This is a genomic window from Actinokineospora sp. NPDC004072, assembly GCF_053604195.1.
On record NZ_JBSGHB010000006.1, the window covers coordinates 257333 to 273306 of the forward strand.

At 73.4% G+C, this 15974-nt stretch carries 15 protein-coding genes; 7 read left to right on the forward strand and 8 right to left on the reverse strand.

All coding sequences use genetic code 11. From position 1 onward, the window contains the following. Nucleotides 1-288: 288 nt before the first annotated feature. From ACWEPX_RS11955 to ACWEPX_RS11965, 3 genes are read left to right on the forward strand one after another with little or no spacing between them, the layout of a single operon-like run. Nucleotides 289-1890, forward strand: a complete 1602-nt coding sequence (locus ACWEPX_RS11955; protein WP_451897118.1) for a hypothetical protein — start codon at nucleotides 289-291, stop codon at nucleotides 1888-1890. Continuing rightward, entirely contained in the window at nucleotides 1887-2420 is a 534-nt protein-coding gene (locus ACWEPX_RS11960) for a hypothetical protein (protein ID WP_451897119.1), read from the forward strand. Before ACWEPX_RS11955 ends, ACWEPX_RS11960 begins: the two co-directional genes overlap by 4 nt. Beyond that, the gene (locus tag ACWEPX_RS11965) at nucleotides 2417-3724 is read left to right on the forward strand and encodes an AMP-binding protein (RefSeq protein ID WP_451897120.1); all 1308 of its coding nucleotides are present in this window, start codon (nucleotides 2417-2419) and stop codon (nucleotides 3722-3724) included. Before ACWEPX_RS11960 ends, ACWEPX_RS11965 begins: the two co-directional genes overlap by 4 nt. Here the strand turns inward: ACWEPX_RS11965 and ACWEPX_RS11970 are convergent. The 5 genes from ACWEPX_RS11970 to ACWEPX_RS11990 form a co-directional block, all read right to left on the reverse strand. Continuing rightward, complete coding sequence (locus tag ACWEPX_RS11970) at nucleotides 3717-4079, reverse strand: ribonuclease domain-containing protein (RefSeq protein WP_451897121.1); 363 nt, start codon at nucleotides 4077-4079, stop codon at nucleotides 3717-3719. The two genes, ACWEPX_RS11965 and ACWEPX_RS11970, sit on opposite strands and share 8 nt — an antisense overlap. Before the next feature lie 106 nt (nucleotides 4080-4185). Then, nucleotides 4186-4335: a hypothetical protein gene (locus tag ACWEPX_RS11975; RefSeq protein WP_451897122.1), complete on the reverse strand. Its 150-nt coding sequence runs from the start codon at nucleotides 4333-4335 to the stop codon at nucleotides 4186-4188. 25 nt (nucleotides 4336-4360) lie between these two features. After that, nucleotides 4361-5350 (reverse strand): helix-turn-helix domain-containing protein, encoded by a 990-nt coding sequence (locus tag ACWEPX_RS11980; protein ID WP_451897123.1) that lies wholly within the window; start codon nucleotides 5348-5350, stop codon nucleotides 4361-4363. 560 nt (nucleotides 5351-5910) lie between these two features. Next, a complete protein-coding gene (gene uvrB, locus ACWEPX_RS11985) occupies nucleotides 5911-8067 on the reverse strand; it encodes an excinuclease ABC subunit UvrB (protein WP_451897124.1) in 2157 nt (718 codons plus the stop codon). 31 nt (nucleotides 8068-8098) lie between these two features. Further along, on the reverse strand, nucleotides 8099-9307 hold the full coding sequence (locus ACWEPX_RS11990) for a DUF5685 family protein (protein ID WP_451897125.1): 1209 nt from the start codon (nucleotides 9305-9307) through the stop codon (nucleotides 8099-8101). A gap of 120 nt (nucleotides 9308-9427) precedes the next feature. Between ACWEPX_RS11990 and ACWEPX_RS11995 the strand changes: the two genes are divergently transcribed. Both ACWEPX_RS11995 and ACWEPX_RS12000 read left to right on the forward strand, forming a co-directional pair. Next, nucleotides 9428-9997 carry a DUF402 domain-containing protein gene (locus tag ACWEPX_RS11995; protein WP_451897126.1) on the forward strand — a complete coding sequence of 190 codons (570 nt, stop codon included), beginning with the start codon at nucleotides 9428-9430 and terminating at the stop codon, nucleotides 9995-9997. A 136-nt stretch (nucleotides 9998-10133) separates the two neighbouring features. Then, complete coding sequence (locus ACWEPX_RS12000; RefSeq protein WP_451897127.1) at nucleotides 10134-10652, forward strand: DUF402 domain-containing protein; 519 nt, start codon at nucleotides 10134-10136, stop codon at nucleotides 10650-10652. On the opposite strand, the gene coaE is transcribed toward ACWEPX_RS12000, so the two are convergent. The 3 genes from coaE to rpsA all read right to left on the reverse strand — a co-directional run bounded on the left by coaE (nucleotide 10649) and on the right by rpsA (nucleotide 14020). After that, nucleotides 10649-11812 (reverse strand): dephospho-CoA kinase, encoded by a 1164-nt coding sequence (gene coaE, locus ACWEPX_RS12005; protein WP_451897128.1) that lies wholly within the window; start codon nucleotides 11810-11812, stop codon nucleotides 10649-10651. The two genes, ACWEPX_RS12000 and coaE, sit on opposite strands and share 4 nt — an antisense overlap. Nucleotides 11813-11817: 5 nt before the next feature. Next, nucleotides 11818-12396: a hypothetical protein gene (locus tag ACWEPX_RS12010; protein WP_451897129.1), complete on the reverse strand. Its 579-nt coding sequence runs from the start codon at nucleotides 12394-12396 to the stop codon at nucleotides 11818-11820. A 121-nt stretch (nucleotides 12397-12517) separates the two neighbouring features. After that, nucleotides 12518-14020, reverse strand: a complete 1503-nt coding sequence (gene rpsA, locus ACWEPX_RS12015; protein WP_451897130.1) for a 30S ribosomal protein S1 — start codon at nucleotides 14018-14020, stop codon at nucleotides 12518-12520. 190 nt (nucleotides 14021-14210) lie between these two features. Between rpsA and ACWEPX_RS12020 the strand changes: the two genes are divergently transcribed. Together ACWEPX_RS12020 and ACWEPX_RS12025 are read left to right on the forward strand one after the other, a co-directional pair. Beyond that, nucleotides 14211-15041, forward strand: coding sequence for a class I SAM-dependent methyltransferase (locus ACWEPX_RS12020; protein WP_451897131.1), 831 nt, complete (start codon nucleotides 14211-14213; stop codon nucleotides 15039-15041). Further along, complete coding sequence (locus ACWEPX_RS12025) at nucleotides 15029-15949, forward strand: N-acetyltransferase family protein (RefSeq protein ID WP_451897132.1); 921 nt, start codon at nucleotides 15029-15031, stop codon at nucleotides 15947-15949. Before ACWEPX_RS12020 ends, ACWEPX_RS12025 begins: the two co-directional genes overlap by 13 nt. The last annotated feature ends 25 nt before the right edge of the window (nucleotides 15950-15974 follow it).

A 15974-nucleotide genomic window follows, 5' to 3' on the forward strand; every position in this document is an offset into this window, starting at 1 on the left:
CCCACACCCCCCGCGACGAACGAACGAGGCCAAGCCGACCTGACCACGGAAGCGGACCAGGACCGGCCCGACACACCACCCACACCCCCCGCGACGAACGAACGAGGCCAAGCCGACCTGACCACGGAAGCGGACCAGGATCGACCCGACACACCACCCACACCCCCCGCGACGAGCGAGCGGGGCCAAGCCGACCTGGCCGCGGGGCCAGGTGCGGGAGGCGGGGCGGCCGAGACGGCTGACTGGGCCGCCTTGTGGCCGGAGGCGCTGCGGGTGTGGGGGCGGTTCGTGTCGGTGCATCCGCCGCTGCTGTGCGGGACGGCCGAGGAGGCGCGGGCGGCCGGGTTGAGCGGGAGCTTCGCCATGTTCCGGCTCGATGACCGCACGGTCGTGCTCGACCTGGCCGCGATCGCCGAGCTGGGGCTGGCGGACCTGGGCCTGGAGGTGCTGGCGCACGAGGTGGGCCACCACGTGCTGTGCCCGGCCGACCTGGCGGACAACGCCCGGCTGCTGGCGCGGGTGCGGCGCGGGCTGCCCGAGCTGGAGCGGCACGCGCCGCTGGTGGCCAACCTCTACGCCGACCTGCTGGTCAACGACCGCCTGCAGCGCGGCCGGGGGCTGCGGATGGCCGAGGTGTACCGGCGGATGCGCGGGCCGAGCAGCCCGCTGTGGGCGTTCTACCTGCGCGTCTACGAGATCCTGTGGGCCCTGCCGACCGGCTCGCTGACCCCCGCGGTGCCCACCGACATCGACGCGGACGCCCAGCTCGGCGCGCGGCTGGTGCGGGTGTACGCCGCGGACTGGCTGGCGGGGGCGGGCGGGTTCGCCATGCTCTGCTACCGGTACCTGGCCGACGCCGACGCGGTGGTCGGGTTCGCGTGCCGCAGCGTCGTCGGCGGGGACGCGCAGGTGCCCGGGCTGACGCTGGACGACGACGGCCCGCTGCGGCACCCCGCGTTCGACCCGCTGGTCAACGACTTCACCGAGCCGCCGACCGAGGAGCCGGAGCCGCCGTCGGGCGGGCAGTACCGCGAGCCGTTCGAGTACGGGCAGATCCTGCGGCAGCTCGGCGTCGAGGTCTCCGACGAGGACGCGGCGACGCGGTACTACCGGGAGCGGGCCGCGCCGCACCTGGTGCCGTTCCCGGTGCGGGAGCGGCCGGTGGTGCGCGAGCCGCTGCCGGAGGGGACGACCGGGTGGGACGTCGGCGAGCCGCTGGACCGGGTGGACTGGCTGGCGACCGCGCTGCGGTCCCCGGTCGTGGTGCCCGGGGTGACCACCGAGCAGCGGATGCACGGCTGGATGGAGGGGCAGGCCGCCGACCCCGAGCCGGTGGACCTCGACCTCTACGTCGACTCGTCGGGCTCCATGCCCGACCCGCGCCGCACGGTGTCCTACCTGACGCTGGCGGGCGCGATCCTGGCACTGTCCGCGCTGCGGGTGGGCGCGCGGGTGCAGGCGACACTGTGGAGCGGGACTCGGCAGGTGCTGCGCACCGACGGGTTCGTCCGCGACGAGCAGGCGGTGCTGCGCGTGCTGACCGGCTTCTTCGGCGGCGGCACGGCCTTCCCGCTGCCCGTGCTGCGCGACACCTACCTCGAACCGCGCGGGCGGCCGACCCACATCGTGGTGATCTCCGACAACGGGGTGGACACGATGGTCAAGGCCGTCGACGAGCGCGGCAGGCCGGGCGGGGACATCGCCGCGTCGGCGCTGGCCGCGGCGGGCGCGGGCGGCACGCTGCTGCTCAACCTGTGGTCGGACGCCGAGGAGGCCCGCATCGCCGCGCTGACCCCCGGCTGGGACCTGCACCGGGTGACCGACTGGGCCGAGCTGGTCGACTTCGCCGCCGCCTTCGGCAGGCGCGCCTACGAGAGGAGCCCGCGGTGATCGCGGTGTCCACCCTGACCCGGCGGCTGGCCGACACGCCGCCGGACTTCCTGGCCGACCCGGCGACCCTGGCGCCCGCGGCGATCGTCTCCGACACGCTGGTGCGCCTGGGCGGCGCGCCGCTGACCGGGCGGCAGGCGGCGCGGTTCGCCGGTGGCGAGCCGAACTGGACCCGGCTGGTGCTGCTGACCTGCTGGCTGGCCGCCGACTCCGGCGCGGCCCCCGACCGCCTGCACGACCTGCTGGCCACCGGGCTGGACGAGCTGGCCGCGCTGGTGCCCGCCGAGCGCTTCGCCACCGACCCCGACCGCCGCGAGGAGCTGGCCAGGGTGCTGCTGCGCGGGCTGGGCGCGGTGCCGCTGGGCGAGACGGCCGAGGCCGCCGCCGACCGGCTGGCCACCGTGGACAGCGTCCGCCGCCACCGCCTGCTGGCCGACGCCAAGGCCGCCGAGGAGCGCGCCGAGGCGATCCGGCGGGCGATGGCCGAGAAGCGGGCCCGCGAGGCGGCGGCGCGGTACAGCCAGGTATGAGCGACTACCCGATCCCGGCCTACGAGCCGATGGCCGACGCCGTGCTGACCGACGCGCAGCGCTGGCCCGCGCTGACCCCGGCGGGGGCCGAGCGGCTGGCCTGGCTGCGGTCGCACCCGCGGGCGCCGCTCTACAACCACGCCTGCGGGGACCGGTTGACGGCGGCGGCGGTGGAGCGGCTGCGGAGCTATCCCCTGGCTTATGGGCCACCGGATTGGGTGCCTGCGCTGATGGAGCACGCGCGGACGCGGGTGCCGCGGTACCGGGGGTGCGAGTGGGCGTCGCTGGCCGATGTGCCGCCGATCGACCGGCACGGGCTGCTGTCGCAGGTCGAGCTGTCGGTGCCCGACGACGCCGACCTCGACGACCTCATCGTGCACACCACCTCGGGGTCGCGGGGGCCTGCGGCGACGGTGCCGATGACGCCGGAGTTCTGCGCGCTGGACCTGCCGCTGATCGAGCACGTGCTCGGGCGGGCGGGGATCCGGGTGCGCCCGGCCGGGGTGGCGCTGGTGACGGTGTACCTGATGCCGGTGACCTACCAGTTCGCCGCGGTGTCGTCCTACTGGGACGGTGCCGGGGTGGTGAAGGTGAACCTGCACCCGTCGGCGTGGCGGTCGCCTTCGGACGCGGTCGCGTTCCTGGAGGACTGCGACCCGCAGCTGTACTCGGGGAACCCGGTGTCGCTTGCGGCCCTGGCCGACCTGGGGCTGCGCACCCGCCCGTCGGCGGTGATCTCCGGCGCGATGGCGCTGGACGACCCCGCCGCGCTCTCGGCCCGGCTGGGCGCGCCGGTGTTCGACGTGTACGGCACGACCGAGACCGGCTTGATCGCCTACCGCGACGGCGACGGGCACGCGGTGCTGCCGCGGCGGATGCACGTGGAGATCCTCGACCCCGACGGCAGGCCGTGCCCGGAGGGGGTGCGCGGCGAGATCGCGGTGACCTGCGGGGAGAACCCGATGCTGCCCCTACTCCGCTACCGCACCGGCGACCACGCCGCCCTGGTCGTGCGCGACGGCGTGCCCGTGCTGCTGGGGCTGGAGGGGCGTGCGCCGGTGCGGTTCCGGGTCGCCGGGCGGTGGGTGGAGTCGATCGAGGTGACCCAGGTGCTGTCGCCGCTGGGGCTGGTGGCGTACTCGGTCCACCAGAACGGGGACGGCTCGATCGTGGTCACCGTCCCCGTCGGCACGCCGAGCGAGGTGGTGTCCGCAGCGGCGGAATCGCTGCTGGGGCCGGTGACGGTGGTGCGGGCGGACATCGCCGGGAAGGCCGCGCGCTACAGCAGCGACCTAATCAGGTGAGCAGGTAGAAGTCGCTGTAGTGGTTCGGCGAGTACCAGACGTCCCCGGTGGTCACATCCCGCACGATCCGCCGGGCGTCGCGCTGGGCGCCTTCGGGGCGGGGGTGGGTGTCGTACTCGTAGAAGGTGTGGTCGGTGGGGAGCTGGCCCTCCCGGTTGTAGAACCGCCCGCCCGCGAAGTTGTACTGCCCCTGCGGCCACGGATACCACCCGCGGGCGGTGGGGAAGCCGAGCTGCCGCCAGGTGACGTAGGCGATCCTGGCGGCGTCGCACCCCGCGACGGCGCAGGTGGGGTAGACGGTCGCGGCCGCGGGGGCGACCAGGGTGGACAGCAGGGCGCCCAACAGCGCCAACACGGCACCAGCACGACGAAACACGGCCGACCTCCCCGATCGTTTGGTCTTCCCATCCTCACCAGGGGTGCGGTGAACGAGCAACACAGAACAGATGAACCCCAACCAATCAGGGAACCCCCTCCACCCCAATCGGACCCACCTCAACCCGCGCAGGCCCCATCAACCGCACACCGACGACGATGATGCCGACCACGATCCCGAGGGCGATCACTGCGCCGAGCAGGACCCGCCACCGGCTGCAGATGCGGTAGATCAACCCGGCGACGTTGACGGGATCGGGTTCAGACCGCCGCATCGACGCGCCCCTGCAGGTACCGCCCGACGAGCGCCGCGGCCAGCAGGCGCTTCGCCTGGTCGACCTCGCGGCGCAGCAGCCGGAGGTCCCGCTTCATGTCGTGGGTGACGAACATCAGGTCGGTCGCGTTGGCCCAGTGGGCGGGCCGGGGACCGGGCGGGTCGATGCCGAGCGCGTCCATCACCAGGTGCGCCGCCTGCCCCGGCAACTCCTCCGCCGCCTGGGCGAGCGCGAGGGTGACCAGGTCGAGCCGAAGGCGGGCGGAGAAGGTCGGGTTGATGCCGCAGACCATGCTCATCGTCGGCGTGATGACGACGTCGGACCGCCGCAACCCGCGTCCTCGGCCGAGGCGCTGGAGATCGCGGTGCACCGCGGTGGTCAGGGCGTCGGCATCGGACAGCAACGCCCGACTGCCGACGACGGGCTCGTCGGGCACCGGCGCTTCCACCAGCCGAGCCCGGGCCGCCACCCACCGCCGCCGCTCCGCGGCGCTGATGCCGCAGGGCCGCAGCATGGCCTCCAGCAGCGGCGACGCGGGCGGGCTGTCCCCCTTCAGCGCTCGACCGACGGCCGAGCGGGAGAGCCCGGTCGCCTCGGCGATGCCCCGCACGCCGGTCAGCCCAGCGGTGTGCAGGAGGAGGGCGCGCAACTCGCACCCGAACTCGGCCGCGGTACCGGCCGCATCCGGATCCGCAGGATGCGCATGCCCCTCCCGCTCCGCCCTCGCCGCCCGCCACAACCGCGCCGTCGTCTCACCATCGAGGCGACAGGTCAGGGCGATGGCCTCGGCAACCTTCCAGGTCGGCACGCAGTTCCCCGAGACCGCGGCTGCGATGGTGCTGGCGGACAGCCGAGTCCGGCCGAGCACCCACCGCCGGTTGTACCGGCGGGGAACGGAGTCCAACCCGCTGCGCAACCACGCAGCCAGCTCAGCCCGCCGCGGCGCACCGCGCTGCTCGGTGGCCACCGCGCTCACCGCGCCAGGTGCTGTGCGACGGCGGTGGGGTACAGGTCAGGCATCTGCGTCACATCCCTCGTGGTCCAGGGCTTCCAGGAGCGCGTCCGCACGGTCGATCACCCCGGCGTTGCCGCGCACGGGGAGGGTCGGACGCCAACTTGGCCGCAATTCTCGCGGAGGGAAGATCAGCACCACAACAGCGCGCACAATGGCGTCGGCAGCAATTCCGTCCCACGAGGGCGGGGCCAGCCGGAATCGGTCCCGGCCGGTCCGAATTCCGTCCCAGACGGTCCAGAATCCGTCCCGTCGGGGTGTCGAGGTTCTGTCGCCGATATGGCATCGCATGGCCGACCACGATCACCGATGATGGTTGGGCGAATGATGCCTCACGCGACCTGTGGTCCAGGCGGCACTGAGGTGGGCGGAAGCCGGGGGTTGGCCGTTGCCGCGGCGGCCTTCGGGTCCAAACGCGAGCGGACCGGCGACCTGGGGTCGCCGGTCCGCCGGTCAACGCTCTGCCAACCTTGCGACGCGCTACCCGAATGCCGGAGCTCGTCACCCGTTCGGCGGTTTGCTCCCTACTTGACGCCTGCTGCGTCCATTCCGCGGAGTTCTCGTTTGAGGTCGTGGATTTCGTCGCGGAGGCGGGCGGCTAGTTCGAATTGGAGGTCGCGGGCGGCGTTCATCATCTGGTCGGTCATGGATTGGATGAGGTCGGCTAGTTCGGCGCGGGGCATCTTCGACGGGTCCTTGCCTGCGATGCCCGCGGACTTGGCTGCGCCTGGTTCGCCTGCGGCGCGCTTGCCTCGGGAGGTGTTGCGGCCGGAGCCGCCGACGGGGACGGTGTCGTCGGATTCGGCTTCGGTGTAGACGCGGTCGAGGATGTCGGCGATCTTCTTGCGCAGCGGCTGGGGGTCGATGCCGTTGGCCTCGTTGTAGGCGCGCTGCTTCTCGCGGCGGCGGTTGGTCTCGTCGATCGCGTGCCGCATCGAGTCGGTGATCTTGTCGGCGTACATGTGGACTTCGCCGGAGACGTTGCGGGCGGCGCGGCCGATGGTCTGGATGAGGGAGGTGCCGCTGCGCAGGAAGCCCTCCTTGTCCGCGTCGAGGATCGCCACCAGGGAGACCTCCGGCAGGTCGAGGCCCTCGCGCAGCAGGTTGATGCCGACCAGGACGTCGTAGTCGCCCAGGCGGAGCTGGCGCAGCAGCTCGACGCGGCGCAGGGTGTCGACCTCCGAGTGCAGGTAGCGCACCCGGATGCCCAGCTCCAGCAGGTAGTCGGTGAGGTCCTCGGCCATCTTCTTGGTCAGCGTGGTGACCAGCACGCGCTCGTCGCGGTCGGCGCGGAGGCGGATCTCGTGGACCAGGTCGTCGATCTGGCCCTCGGTGGGCTTGACCACGACCTCCGGGTCGACCAGGCCGGTCGGGCGGATGACCTGCTCGACGAACTCCCCGCCGGTCTGGCCCAGCTCGTACGGCCCGGGCGTGGCCGACAGGTACACCGTCTGCCCGATGCGGTCGGCGAACTCCTCCCAGGTCAGCGGCCGGTTGTCGACCGCGCTGGGCAGCCGGAAGCCGTGCTCGACCAGGTTGCGCTTGCGGGACATGTCGCCTTCGTACATGCCGCCGATCTGCGGCACCGTCACGTGCGACTCGTCGATGACCAGCAGGAAGTCCTCGGGGAAGTAGTCCAGCAGCGTCGCCGGGGCCGAGCCGGCCGGGCGGCCGTCGATGTGCCGGGAGTAGTTCTCGATGCCCGAGCAGAACCCGACCTGGCGCATCATCTCGATGTCGTAGGTGGTGCGCATGCGCAGCCGCTGGGCCTCCAGCAGCTTGCCCTTGCGCTCCAGCTCGGCCAGCCGCGTCTCCAGCTCGCTCTCGATGCCCTTGATGGCCCGCTCCAGCCGGTCCGGCCCCGCCACGTAGTGCGTCGCCGGGAAGATGCGCAGCTCCTGCTCCTGGCGCACCACGTCGCCGGTCAGCGGGTGCAGGTAGTACAGCGAGTCGATCTCGTCGCCGAAGAACTCGACCCGCACGGCCAGCTCCTCGTACGCCGGGATGATCTCCACGGTGTCGCCGCGGACGCGGAAGGTGCCGCGGGCGAAGGCGATGTCGTTGCGGTTGTACTGCACGTCGACCAGCGCACGCAGGAACACGTCGCGCTCGACGGTGTCGCCGACGCGCAGCGGGATGGACCGGTCCAGGTACGACTGGGGCGTGCCCAGGCCGTAGATGCAGGACACCGAGGCGACCACCACCACGTCGCGGCGGGAGAGCAGGCTCATCGTCGCCGAGTGGCGCAGCCGCTCCACGTCGTCGTTGATCGAGGAGTCCTTCTCGATGTAGGTGTCCGTCTGCGGGATGTACGCCTCGGGCTGGTAGTAGTCGTAGTAGCTGACGAAGTACTCCACCGCGTTCTCGGGGAAGAACTCGCGCAGCTCGTTGGCCAGCTGGGCGGCCAGCGTCTTGTTCGGCGCCATCAGCAGCGTGGGCCGCTGGAGGCGCTCGATCAGCCAGGCCGTGGTGGCCGACTTGCCCGTGCCGGTCGCGCCCAGCAGCACCACGTCCTGCTCGCCCGCCCGGATGCGCCGCTCCAGCTCGTCGATGGCCGCGGGCTGGTCGCCTGCGGGCTGGTAGGGGCTGCGCATGCGGAAGCGCCCGCCCGTGCGGGGGATGTCGCCGACGGGACGGTACTCGGAGTGGGCCAGGACGGGGTGCTCGGTCGCGAAAGCCACGCTGCCGAGGCTACGCCCGTCCACCGACAGTTCAGCAGTCGCAGCAGCAGCCGTCACACCCGCCGCAGTTGCAGCTGTCGCACCCGGCGGTGGTCGGCTTGCCCGACCACGGGCCCGGGAACGGGTCGCGGCAGCACATCTGGCAGCTCCCGCACTCGTAGAGGCAGGCCAGGCAGCCCAGGACGACCCCGCGCGAGGTCGGCGGGTGGGTGAGCTTGGGCCAGCGCCAGCACACGCAGCGCGACTGCGGGTGGTACTTGCCGCGGCGGCCCTTCGGCGGCGGGTTCGGGCCGTCCGGGCCGTAGGCGGCGGGCGGGCGGGCCTCCGGCGGGAGCCAGCCCGCGTGCAGCCCCTCCGGCCTGCGCCCGCCGGGCTGGTGGCCCGGCGGCTGGTGGGCGGCGAAGGCGCGGTGCACCGCCATGCCCAGCTCGTGCACCAGCAGGGCGTGGACGAGCTTCTGGTCGCGGAACTCGGCCTCGGCGAGGGCCAGGCGCACGCCGAGCACGGCGTCCTCGCAGAGCCTGCGGACCTCGGCCAGGTCGGCCCCGGTCGCGGTGATCGGGTTCCACTGGCCGCCCGCGCGGTCGGCGTCGAGGTCTTCCACGGCGTCGACGAGGTGGGCGATGCGGCCGAAGAGCCGCCCGGCCTCGGCCAGCGGCTCGGCGTTGCCGGGCCTGCCCGCCAGGACCGCGGTGTGGGCGAAGGCCGCGGCCGTCGCCGTCTCGGTGGGCTCGGTCGCGGCCAGGACGGACGAACCGGGCCCCACCGCCGCCTCGACCTCGCCCTGGCGGCCGACGGCCTCCAGCAGCACCCCGGTGCCGAAGCCGAGGTCGGCGCCGGTCTGGGCGGCCTGGCGGGCCCAGCGCCGGGCCACCGAGCGCGCCGCGCCCGCGACCGGCCTGCGGCCGAGCACGCCGTCGCGGTCGTCGATGTGGTCGCGCACCTTGGCCGCGGCCAGCACCAGGGAGACCGCGGCGGCCAGCCGGGCCCCCGCCCCCTCGGCGACCGGCGCGCGGCGCATGGCGCGCAGCGGGCACGGCCCGGCCACCCGCCGGTCGTCGCGCTCGGCCTGGGCCTCGACCAGCGCGGAGATGGCCAGGCCGTCGTAGTTGGTGACGGTGCGCGCGAGCTGGCCGTGGTCGTCGCGCAGGGCGAGGCAGAGGCCGCAGAGGTGGGCCAACCACGAGGTGGCGAGCTCGCCGGGCAGGCGGTGGCGGCAGGGCCGCAGGATTCCGAACATCGACGTTGCCCTTTCCGGCGCGGTGATCGCGCCGGAGCCTAGCCGCATTCACCCGTTCGGGTGGCGCGTTCCGGGCAGGAGGACTGTTGTGCGGCGGGTCGTTCTGGGCACGATGGCGGCATGACCGCCGAAACCTCGGTCCCGCTCGCCCGCCGGGACCACCAGGTCCACGCCCCCAAGGTCGAGGTGTTCGACCCGGCGGCGCGGACCAACATCGACCCGAAGGGCTACGTCCGCCTGGTCGACGAGTACCGGCACGTCGGCCCCGGGCTCTACATGGCCCGGCCGGTGGACGCCCACCCCCGCATCGCCTACTTCGAATCGATGCTGCTGCCGGAGATGGGCCTGCGCGTGTCGCGCTGGCGCGGCAGGCCCGGCGTCGACCTCGGCCACGACTTCTACATCGACGTCGTGGACATCTCCGTGCGCGGCTCCGCGGCCACCCACGACGAGATCTGGCAGACCGTGGACCTCTACCTGGACATCCTCGTCCGCACCGGGCGGTCGGTCTGGGTCGAGGACAACGACGAGCTGCTGGCCGCCGTGCGCGCCGGGGTCGTCGACCTGGCCGCCGCCGAGCGCGCGCTGACCAACGCCCAGCGCGCGCTCGCCGGGATCGCGCACGCCAGCCACGACGTCGACCGCTGGCTGGCGAGTCACGCGATCGTGGTGCCCTGGCACCCCTGCTAGGGACGAAGAGGTCGACAGCGCGTATCTGCTCGGGCGAAATGTTCGCTCGACCGATACCGCGCGGCGCATGACTCGTGACATAACGAATTGGACGGAGTGGTCACAGCCCGCACGCTTGCGGCTACCCTCGGGCGGCGTGGGGACGGCCATCACGCCGCAGCTGGTCGACGTTGTCGACACGGTGACCGCGGTACGCAGCTACTCGTCGGGAACCTCGCGCAGCCTGCGGGTCTGCCAGGTCGAGCGGTGGGGGCTGCGCCTGGAGTGCCCCACGCCCGAGGACCCGTTCGCCGATTCCGAGGTCACCTGGCTGCTGCCGGAGCTGAACCTGCGGCTCACCCAGCAGAAGCCCCGGTCGCGCCACGCCCGGCCCGGGCCGAGCGTGCTGTCGGCCGTGCGGGTGCGCACCGACGGCAGGCTCTGGCGCACCACGGACCTGCTGCTCGGCCTGGCCGCGCCGGGCGGGACGACGGCGCGGATCGTGCGCTCGGAGGAGTTCGCCGCCGCGGTCGCCGGGGGTGTGCTGCTGGCCGGGGACGCCGACCTGGCGCTGTGCACGGTCCACAAGGCGCTGGAGGAGCTGAGCCGCTTCCGCCACGACCTGTCGGCGTGGCTGGCCTACAAGCACATCTTCGAGGTGTGGCCGCCCTTCTAGGGCGTCCAGCCGGTCTCCTGCGCCCACGCCTCGGCCCGGTGGTGGGCCTGCTCGAACCAGGGCACCTTGGACTCGCCGTACTCCATGATGGTCGCCGCGCTGGCGGCCAGGCGGCGCTTGACGTCCTCGTACTCCTGCCGGGCCGCGGCGTCGGCGCGCAGCCAGGCGGGGAACAGCAGGCCGTAGCGCCAGTTCGGGTTGCCCTCCTGGCGGAGGTGGACGTTGACCCAGCGGCCGGGGTCGGCACCCACGTGCGTGCGCTTCCACCACCGCGCGGGGTCGTCGTCGGCCGGGTAGGGGGTGTCCGCCAACCCCGGGTAGTGCGGGAAGCCCGCGTCGCCCAGCGGCTCGGTCAGCGCCTCGGCGGTGGCGGGGTCGGCGGTGACCTGGAAGTCGAGGATGTCCTTGGCGGCCAGGCCGGGCACGGCGGTGGAGCCGATGTGGTCGACCCGGCAGCCGGTCACCGCGGCCAGCCGGGCCCGGACCCGCTCGGCCTGGGCGGGCCAGGTGGGATCGGGGTCGACCAGCCGGGGCGCGCCGCGCGGGGTGTGCCTGCGCAGCCGGACGTTGGCCTCGTACGGCGCGATGCGGTCGGCCCACAGGGCGTCGACCTGGGCGAGCACGGCCTCGGGCGCGCCGGAGTTGTCCAGCCAGACGTCGGCCAGCGCGCGGCGGGCGGCCTCGCCCGCCTGGGCGGCGATGCGGGCGCGCGCGTCGGCCTCGGCCAGGCCGCGGCCGACGAGCCGGGCCACCCGGGTCTCCACGGGGGCGTCCACCATCAGCACGAGGTGGTAGAGCGGGGCCAGGCCGTTCTCGACCAGCAGGGGCACGTCGTGCACGACGACGGCGTCGGCGGGCGCGGCGGCGATCAGCTCGGCGGTGCGGGCGGCGACGCGCGGGTGCACGATCGCATTGAGCCGCGCGCGGGCCTCGCCGTCGGAGAACACCCGGGCGGCGAGGGCGGGCCGGTCGAGCGCGCCGTCGGCGATGACCTCGGGCCCGAAGGCCGCCGCGATCTCGGCCAGGGCGTCGGTGCCGGGCTCGACCACCTCGCGGGCGACCACGTCGGCGTCGATGACCACCGCGCCGCGCTCGGCGAGCCTGCCCGCCACCGTCGACTTGCCTGATCCGATCCCGCCGGAGAGCCCGATGCGCAGCACGCGGCCTATTCTGTCAGCGCCCGGTCGGCGACCTGCGGCAGGACGCGCCGGGCTTGATCATCGGCGACCAGCCCGGCCACGGCGTCGACGACCACCGTCACCCGCCCGTACCGGGCGATCACCATCCGGCTCGCGCCCTGCACGTAGTGCCCGGTGCCAGCGCCGACCGGGACCTCGGTGACGGCCGCGCCCCGGTTCCGCTGGTCGGCGACGGTGCTGTCGATGCGCTCCTGGGCGGCCTCCGGGGTGGTGTAGGCGGCGAGGGAGACGATCACGGCGGCCTTGGAGCGCTCGCCGCGGGGGATGCCGAAGTAGCAGTCGACCCGGGCGGTGCGCCCGATGTCGGGCACCGGCACCCCGGCGATGTCGGCCGTGCCCCCGCTGAGCTTGACCTTGAGCAGGTCCGCGAGGTCCTCGCGGGTCATGACCAGCCCGCAGTCCCGCGGCACCTTGCGCTCGGTGCGCGGCGGCGGCGTGGTCACCTCGGCGGTGAAGACCGGGATCGGCGGGTACCGGGGCGCGACCGGCTCCTGCCCCGACGCGCAGCCCGCGACCACCAGAACCAGCAGCCATACCGGACGCATGGGCCCACGGTAGGCCCGCGTGCGCGGGCAGGCGAGCGGACGGCACCCACAGGTGTCCCTTGAAATGCGGGTGGCCCCGCACCGAAGTGCGGGGCCACCTGTCGAACTGGCGCTCAGGCGATCAGACGCCGCCGGAGAGCTTCTCGCGGAGGGCGGCGAGCTGCTCGTCGCTGGCCAGGGTGCCGCCGCTCTGCGCGGCCTGCTCCCCGCCACCGGAGGAGTAGTTCTGCTCCCCACCGGCCCCGCCACCGGCCGCGGCCTCGGCCGCCGCGGCGGCGTCGAGCTCGGCGGCCTTGCTGACCTGGCGCATGTGGGCCTCGTAGCGGGTGTGCGCCTCGGCGTACTGGCGCTCCCACTCCTCGCGCTGCTTCTCGAACCCGGCCTGCCACTCCTGGGTGTCCGGGTCGAAGCCCTCGGGGTAGATGTAGTTGCCCTCGGCGTCGTACTCGGCGGCCATGCCGTACTGGGTCGGGTCGAACTCCGAGTCCGGCGTGAAGCCCTCGTTGGCCTGCTTCAGCGACAGCGAGATCCGGCGGCGCTCCAGGTCGATGTCGATGACCTTGACCATGACCTCGTTGCCGACCTGCACGACCTGCTCCGGGATCTCCACGTGGCGCTCGGCCAGCTCGGAGATGTGGACCAGGCCCTCGATGCCCTCGTCCACCCGGACGAACGCGCCGAAGGGCACCAGCTTGGTGACCTTGCCCGGCACGATCTGGCCGATCGCGTGGGTGCGGGCGAACTGGCGCCACGGGTCTTCCTGGGTGGCCTTGAGCGACAGCGACACGCGCTCGCGCTCCATGTCCACGTCCAGGACCTCGACCGTGACCTCCTGGCCGACCTCGACGACCTCGGACGGGTGGTCGATGTGCTTCCAGGACAGCTCGGAGACGTGCACCAGGCCGTCGACGCCGCCGAGGTCGACGAACGCGCCGAAGTTGACGATCGAGGACACGACGCCCTTGCGGACCTGGCCCTTCTGCAGCTGGTTGAGGAACTCGCTGCGGACCTCGGACTGGGTCTGCTCCAGCCACGCCCGGCGGGACAGCACCACGTTGTTGCGGTTCTTGTCCAGCTCGATGATCTTGGCTTCGAGCTCGCGGCCGACGTAGGGCTGCAGGTCGCGCACGCGGCGCATCTCGACCAGCGACGCGGGGAGGAAGCCCCGCAGGCCGATGTCGAGGATCAGGCCGCCCTTGACGACCTCGATGACCGTGCCACGAACCGGCTCGTCCGCCTCCTTGAGGGCCTCGATCGTGCCCCACGCCCGCTCGTACTGCGCGCGCTTCTTGGACAGGATGAGGCGGCCCTCCTTGTCCTCCTTCTGGAGGACCAGGGCCTCGACCTCGTCGCCGACCGAAACAACCTCGGCGGGGTCGACATCATGCTTGATCGACAACTCACGAGAGGGGATGACACCCTCGGTCTTGTAGCCGATGTCGAGCAGGACCTCGTCCCGGTCGACCTTGACGATCGTGCCCTCGACGATGTCGCCATCGTTGAAGTACTTGATCGTCGCGTCGATCGCGGCGAGGAACTCCTCCTCAGTCCCGAAGTCGTTGATGGCGACCTGCGGCTTGTTCGCCTGCGCGGCAGTCGGGACGGTGGTGGTGTCGGTGGACATCAGGTAGGTGGCTCCGCTACGGATTTGGGGTCGTTGTGGACAATGTGCGGTGCGCGGCGGACTGCACGTCGCCGACGGACACCCAAATACGTGGAGATAGGCAGGCCAGCACGAAATCCACTGCGCGGGCGATATCCTACGCGGCTGGCCGCTGCCTGGGCAAACCTGGGGTGGCTGCGAAGATGGGCCGGTGTCCAGCGACAGCCACGTCAGCGCCGAGAAGGCGCTCGGCACCGCCGGGATCGCCCGGCGCCAGGTCGGGTCCGCGGAGTCCCAGGCGGCGAACATCGCCTGGTGGGACGCCGATGCCGACGACTACCACGCCGAGCACGGCGAGTTCATCGGCCCCCTGGAGTTCCGCTGGTGCCCGGAGGGGCTGACCGAGGCCGACGTCGGCCTCCTCGGCGAGGTCGCCGGGCGGCGCGTCCTGGAGGTCGGCTGCGGGTCGGCCCCCTGCGCGCGCTGGCTGACCGCCCAGGGCGCCTACGCCGTCGGGCTCGACCTGTCGGCCGGGATGCTGGCCCACGCGCGCCGGGCGAACGCGGCCACCGGCGTGCACGTGCCGCTGGTGCAGGCCAACGGCGAGCGGCTGCCGTTCGCCGACGGCGCCTTCGACCTGGTCTGCTCGGCCTTCGGCGCGGTGCCGTTCGTGCCCGACGTCGGGGCGGTCTTCGCCGAGGTCGCACGGGTGGTGCGGCCGGGCGGGACGTGGACGTTCGCGGTCACCCACCCGATGCGCTGGATCTTCCCCGACGACCCCGGGCCGGACGGGCTGACCGCCCGGACCTCGTACTTCGACCGCACGCCGTACGTCGAGGTGGACGCCGAGGGCCGCGCGACCTACGTCGAGCACCACCGCACCCTGGGCGACTACATCGCCGCGCTGGACGACGCCGGGTTCCACCTGTTCGACCTGGTGGAGCCGGAGTGGCCGGAGGGGCACACCCGGGAGTGGGGCCAGTGGAGCCCGCTGCGGGGGCGGCTGTTCCCGGGCACGGCCATCTTCCGGTGCGTCCGGTGATCCTCGACGCCCTGCTGCGCGCCCAGGCGGCCCGCTTCGCCGGGCTCGACCCGCTGCTGCCCGAGCCCGCTCCCCCGCCGGACGGCGGGGTGCTGACCGCGGCGCTGCCCGGGGGCGAGCGGGTGGCCGGGGTGGTCGTGCGGACGCTGCACCAGCCCGGGGCGGCGCAGACGCTGTGGTCGGCGCGCGACGTGCGCGAGCTGCACCCGATCCTCGGCGGCAGCGGCGGGGCGGGGATGGACGCGCTGCTGAGCCGGTGGCGGCAGCGGCTGGAGCCCGCGGGCCCGGACTCCTCGTGCGTGGTGACCTGGCCGTCGCGGGACGCCGAGGCGACCGCCCCGCTGCTCGCGCACGGGTTCGTGCCGCTGACCGTGCTGGCCGTGCGCACCGGGCGGGCGCCGACGGGGGCGGGCGCGTGCGCGGTGCGCCTGGCCGGGCGCGCCGACCTCGACGCGCTGGTCGAGCTGGCGATGGCCGAGGTGGAGTACGCGGCGCTGGTCGGCGGCGGGGTCGTGCGCCCGGACGCGCGGGCGATCAAGCGCGCGACGGTCTCCGGGCACCTCGACCGGGGTGATCCGACGTGGATCGCCGAGCTGGACGGCGTGGCGGTCGGCATGGTGGAGGCGTGGGAGACCGACGCGCAGCCGGGCAGCTGGGCCCGCACCCGGGTGCGGGCAGGCCGCTGGGCGTTCGTGAACTGCCTGTCCGTGCTGCCGCAGGCGCGCGGGCTGGGCGTGGGCCGCACCCTGATGGACACCGCGCACGCCGCGCTGCTCGGGCCGCGCTCGGCCGGGGCGTTCCTGTACTACAACCCGCCGAACCCGCTGTCGCCGACGTTCTGGGCCCGCCAGGGCTACCGACCGCTGTGGACCGTGTGGGAGCTGCGCCCGGCCGACGCCCTGCGCTGAACATCACCCGTCGTCAACTTGCCGC